4 protein-coding genes and 1 pseudogene are annotated in these 5,695 nt (G+C 31.7%); all 5 read right to left on the minus strand.

The window, feature by feature from the left end; translation table 11 throughout:
- Window positions 1-286: 286 nt before the first annotated feature.
- Window positions 287-1,411 carry an acyltransferase family protein gene (locus ACK5ON_RS09355; RefSeq protein WP_409821919.1) on the minus strand — a complete coding sequence of 375 codons (1,125 nt, stop codon included), beginning with the start codon at window positions 1,409-1,411 and terminating at the stop codon, window positions 287-289.
- A gap of 31 nt (window positions 1,412-1,442) precedes the next feature.
- Window positions 1,443-2,396, minus strand: a complete 954-nt coding sequence (locus tag ACK5ON_RS09360; RefSeq protein ID WP_396175518.1) for an AAA family ATPase — start codon at window positions 2,394-2,396, stop codon at window positions 1,443-1,445.
- 87 nt (window positions 2,397-2,483) lie between these two features.
- On the minus strand, window positions 2,484-3,914 hold the full coding sequence (locus ACK5ON_RS09365; RefSeq protein WP_409821921.1) for a peptidylprolyl isomerase: 1,431 nt from the start codon (window positions 3,912-3,914) through the stop codon (window positions 2,484-2,486).
- Complete coding sequence (locus tag ACK5ON_RS09370; protein ID WP_396175522.1) at window positions 3,877-4,725, minus strand: hypothetical protein; 849 nt, start codon at window positions 4,723-4,725, stop codon at window positions 3,877-3,879. Before ACK5ON_RS09370 ends, ACK5ON_RS09365 begins: the two co-directional genes overlap by 38 nt.
- A gap of 2 nt (window positions 4,726-4,727) precedes the next feature.
- Window positions 4,728-5,695 (minus strand): annotated as a pseudogene (locus ACK5ON_RS09375) (peptidylprolyl isomerase); the annotation flags it as partial.

Raw genomic sequence — 5,695 nt, forward strand, 5'->3', positions numbered from 1 at the left:
GGACGTCCAACCAACTCACGAGCTTTATCTACACGAGAAGCCAATGTTCCATATACTTTTTTAATCATTTCAATATCAAAAGCCATACTATAATAGGTTTATTTGTTTAACTGCGTTCTTTTCGACCATCTGGCCTCGAATGCAGTGCAAATTTACGAAATCGATATACTTCTAAAAAGTTTTTGATAAAATAAGTTGCAATAGCTTAGTATTTTAAGATATTACTATTTTTCCGCCTTTATTTTGTTGATTTGTTATTTTAAAGTGCAAAAAATAATAATTCTTACTATTTATCTCTTAAATCCATCATGGGTTTTTCATAAAAACGATACAAAATAGCACTTAAAACAAGGGTTATAAGAAGATAAACCATTGTAAAAAAGTATAATCCCAATCTGTTTTGTACATCCATTGGAAAAGAATATTTCATTAATTGGAGTACCACACTATAATGCAATAAGTAAATAGAATAGGAAATAATACTAATATAAGTTATGGGTTTACCAATAAAAGAAGGTGATTCTCTCCAATCTGATAAAAAGGGCAAAAAACAAGCTACTGCAATGGATAATAAAGGGAGATATAAAACATTCCAAAACAGAGGTTGAATGGCAATTAATAGCCCAAAATGTCCCAAACTAAAAAATAAAAATAATAGCATTAGTGTTCCTAAAAGGAAAAATAAATATTTTGTTTTCCCCCAAAATGAAGTACAGTTTAAATAAATCCAACTGAATAAAACACCTATAAAAATACTATCCAATCGATACAAAACAACTGCTTTCAAGGAAACATTCCATTGGTCTAAAGTAGTGTTATATGTTGTGTTTTGATAATACAATTTATTGCCAATAAAAATTGCTATCAACAACAAAACTGTAAAAAGAAAAAACCTTGATTTACTTCTTGGTTTGATTAAAAGTCCCAAAACCAACATAAAAAAAGGCATAACAACATAAGCAAACTCTTCCACGGATAAACTCCATGATTCTGTAAAAAAGGGTAACATGGTAATTTTAAAATTTTGCAAAAAGAAAAAATACCGCCACAGTTGTGGTGTTTCATAACCAATAATTCCCGCAATTAGAATATTGATAAGCAAAACAAAATAATAATTAGGAAGTGTCCTAAACCATCTTCTTTTTAAGAAATAGAACACGGTAGCTAGAGAAAAATCTGCCTTAAGATACAATTGATATAGAATTTTACCTATAAGAAAACCACTCAACACAAAGAAAATCTCAACACCAAAAAAACCAAATAACTGTAAAAGTTGATGAAATAGACTGTCGTCTTGAGGGTAAATCCACAAACAATGCCCTGCTACAACCATAGTAATAGCTATGGTTCGCATCAAGTCTAGGCCAAATATTCTTTTGTTTTGATGGTTTTCTATCACTATCTTATTCATTGTTTAAATATAATAAAATAGTTAAAGCAATTTAAAGCAATTTATCAATAATCATTTCTTCGGTTATTCCTTCAGCGTCAGCTTTGTAGTTTTTGATAATTCTATGGCGCAAAATTCCGGTAGCAACCGCTTTCACATCCTCAATATCGGGAGAAAATTTTCCGTTGAAAGCAGCATTGGCTTTGGCCGCTAAAATCAAGTTTTGAGAAGCTCTTGGCCCTGCACCCCAATCGATATAATTTTTGATATAATCGTTGGACAATGGATTGTTAGGTCTTGTTTTACTTACTAAAGTTACCGCATATTCAATAACATTATCAGCCACAGGAATTCGGCGAATTAAATGTTGGAAATCAATGATTTCTTGTGCGGTAAACAATGGATTGATGACAGGTTTATCATCAGAAGTGGTGCTTTTTACGACTTGAACTTCTTCTTGATATGATGGATAATCTAATTTTATAGCAAACATAAAACGGTCTAATTGGGCTTCGGGTAAAGGATAAGTTCCTTCTTGTTCAATTGGGTTTTGCGTTGCTAAAACAAAATAAGGTAAGTCTAATTTATAGTTTTGACCAGCAATAGTTACTGAACGTTCTTGCATCGCTTCGAGTAATGCGGCTTGTGTCTTTGGTGGTGTTCTGTTAATTTCGTCGGCCAAAATAATATTTGCAAAAATTGGTCCTTTGATGAATTTAAATTGACGATTTTCATCGAGAATTTCACTTCCGAGTATATCCGAAGGCATCAAATCGGGTGTAAACTGAATGCGTTTAAAATCCAATCCTAATGCTTGAGAAATAGTATTTACCATTAAGGTCTTCGCTAATCCAGGAACGCCTATAAGTAATGCATGTCCTCCAGAAAATATACTGAGTACTATTTGGTCAACCACATCGTCTTGACCAACAATAATCTTGGAAATCTCTTTTTTTAGCTCTACTCTTTTTTGAACTAAATTTTGAACGGCTACTACGTCTGACATAATACTTTTATAGAATTTAGAATGACAATATACAAATTTTAGTGCCCAAAACACTAATTACTATTCCGAAATTTCGGGAGTGAACAACTATTTCTTTAGCCAATTATTGGTAAACAAACAGTCTTGGTATTCGCCATTAATTTTAATATAGGTTTCTTTTATTTTTTCATCACTCCATTTAGCAATAGCTTTGATTTGTTTTTCTTTTAAAGCTAAATCTTTAATTTTGATATAATCCTTAGCATAATCTGCCGGGTGTTCATTAATTCTGTTGGTTACAGTAATGATTTTGTATTTCTTTCCTGTTCTAGGATCGTCATCTAAAATAGGTGGTGTAATAGCATTATCTTTCAAATTGGATACTTCGCTATACAAACTGGGATCCATTTTAGTCAATTCAAAATGGGTATCTTGCGTTTTTGGATTAATCAAAATTCCACCATTTGCTCTGGTTTCCTTTTCATCAGATAATGTTCTGGCTGCTTCGGAAAAGGTAATTTCACCACTTTCAATTTTCTTTTTTATTGTAATGATTTTCTCTTTGGCTTCTTTTAATGCTTTATCAGAAACTTTGGGCATCATCAAAATATGTCTCAACTCCACTTCTTGTCCTTTAATTCTCTCGACCATGATAATATGATAGCCATATTCTGTTTCAAAGGGTTCTGATATTTCACCTTCGGTTAAACTGAAAGCAACATCTTTAAATTCCTTTACAAATTGCGTTTTTCTATTAATTTTATAAAAACCACCACTAGATGCTGATCCTTTATCGTCTGAATAAATCACGGCTCTTGTTTTAAAACTAGCACCAGCTAAAACTTCTGCTTTTATTTCTTTTAATCTATTGACCACTCTTTGTTTTTCTTCTTCTGTTATTTTAGGAGAAATAACAATTTGGGCTACTTCCATTTCTGCCCCAAAAAGTGGGAGTTCAGATTGCGGGATTTTTTTGAAAAAATTACGTGTCTCCTCAGGAGTAATTTCAACGGCATCTATGATTTTCTTTTGCATCTCACCCGTAAGTTTATTCATTTTAGTAATTTCAAATAACTCATTTCTAAATTCTTCTTCATTACTTTTTTTGAAATAGGATACCACCTTTTCCATTGAACCCAGTTGCTCTACCATGTAGTTTAACTGTTCGTTCATTCTCTCTTTGACTTCTTCGTCTCTGATTACGATACTATCTTGAATGGCTTGATGAGCATACAATTTATCTTCCAATAATTTTCCTAACAGTTGACAGCGAGTAATATCTTTTATGGATTGATTTTGACTTGACAATTCTAAATAGGTTTTGTCAATATCAGAGTCTAGTATGATATAATCGCCAACAGTAGCAATAACACCATCAACTTTTTGTTTTTTGGAAGAAGATACCAAAGTTGGTTTTGTTTTCACCGAGTCTTTAATGATTTCTTGAGCTTGGGTAAAAAACACCGAACAGATAAGGGTAATAATTGTTAGTAGAATTTTACTATTGGTATATTTCATAATCTTTATTTTTAATGGCATCTTCTGTGATTTCTTTTTCAAACTTCTTTATTAATTCTAATTTTCGTTTATTTAGCAATACCTCTCTTAAAGTAGGTTTTATAAAATCAAATGGGGAAATCTGATTTTTATCAATTACACTGTTAATTTTTACTAAATAAACATCATTATTTATCGTTTTTTCTATACTCTTCCCTGCAACAATTACTGCATCTCTATTGTCAGGTGTGATAAAAGGTAACTTGCTATATACTTGACTCATATCGACCCAAACACTATCATTCAATGCAAAACTCTTGAACTGTAAGGCATAAGTATCCCAAAACTTTTTATCTTTTTTGTTATAATCAAAGAAATTACTTCTTATGGTGGAAAAACGGGGATTGTCTTTGGAAAGATTGATGAATCTCAATCTAACTAATGTTCCGTTTGTTTTAAAATTCTCTTTATTATCGTTGTAATATTGTTTTAATTCTTCTTGTGATATTATTGTATCAACGGTATTTTTTACTACTTCTTCTATATATGCTTTAGTATACAAATCAAATTTATACTGTTTAATCAAGGTATTGTATTCGCCTTTTTTTGAGTCACTTAAATTTCGTTCTGCCGCTTCAATCAACAATTTTTGACTTGCCCATCTGTTGATAAAATCCCTAACCAATAACACACTATCTTCTTTTGAAGTTCCTGCGGGAACTAGCGTAGCTATATCACTTTTGTACAAATAACTTTTCCCAACTCTGGCTATTGATTCCAGTTTTTGTTCTGGTTTGAAATAACTACAAGAACAAGCTATCAAAAAAAAGAGGAAAAAACTATTTTTAACCATGTTTAGGGCTGCAATTGTTTTTTTACACGTTCAAATACATCATTGTTGATTTTTATTGTAAACTCTTTTTTCAAATCATCTACCCAACGCTGCTCTAAATACTGCTGATAATCATTGACTAATTTTCCTTTACATTCATCAAATGTTTTTATGCCCGCAGGCAAAACTTTGTCTACTTTGGTTACAAAATAATATTCGCCTTCTTTGAAAATATCAGAAATACCAACTTCATATTTTGTTGCTTTTGGTAATGCATCGCTACCCTCCTCAAAAGTACCTGTGTTGGCCATTATATTAACGACATTGTCAACGTTTAATGTTTCTTTAATCTTTGGCAATTCTGTGTTTTTCTTCAACAATGCTAATGCCTTTTTGATCATTTCCATTTTGGTTGAAGAAAGAACGCTAGCTTCCACTCTTTTCTTCCACAAATGTTCTGACTTATGCTCGTTATAAAAGCTTTGTAAGCCAACAGTATCGGTCTTTGCGCGTTCCCAAATCTCTTTTTCCATCAAGTCAAACAACAATAATCCATCGCGGTATTCTTCCATCACATTGGCAAATTCAGGAAATTCATTTTCTAAATTTTCATCGTAGTAGGCCGTTAACTGTTCGTCTAAAAATTTCTCGTAAATAGCATCTACTAGTTTAGACAAAGGTTTAACGGCTATTCCTGATTTTTGTTGTTTGTCAACATATTCTAAAAATGTTTTCCCGTCTACCTTTTTTGTGCCATTAATGGTTAATAAAGTTGCGGTGTATTCTTTAGCATTGGCAGGAAGTGTCCATTTGGAATCATAAAAATCATTGGTCACTAATTTTGAAAGTAATCCAAATTGCTTTGAATCTTTTTTGTAAGTGTATTTTTTTCTTAATTTTTCATTTAACGAAGTAACTAACTTTTTAGACCTATCGTCTTTGCCTATTTTACCTTCCAATTCGATTCTCATTTCCTCCATGGTTTTTATAG

The organism is Flavobacterium sp., assembly GCF_046317795.1.
Taxonomy (GTDB): Bacteria; Bacteroidota; Bacteroidia; order Flavobacteriales; family Flavobacteriaceae; genus Flavobacterium.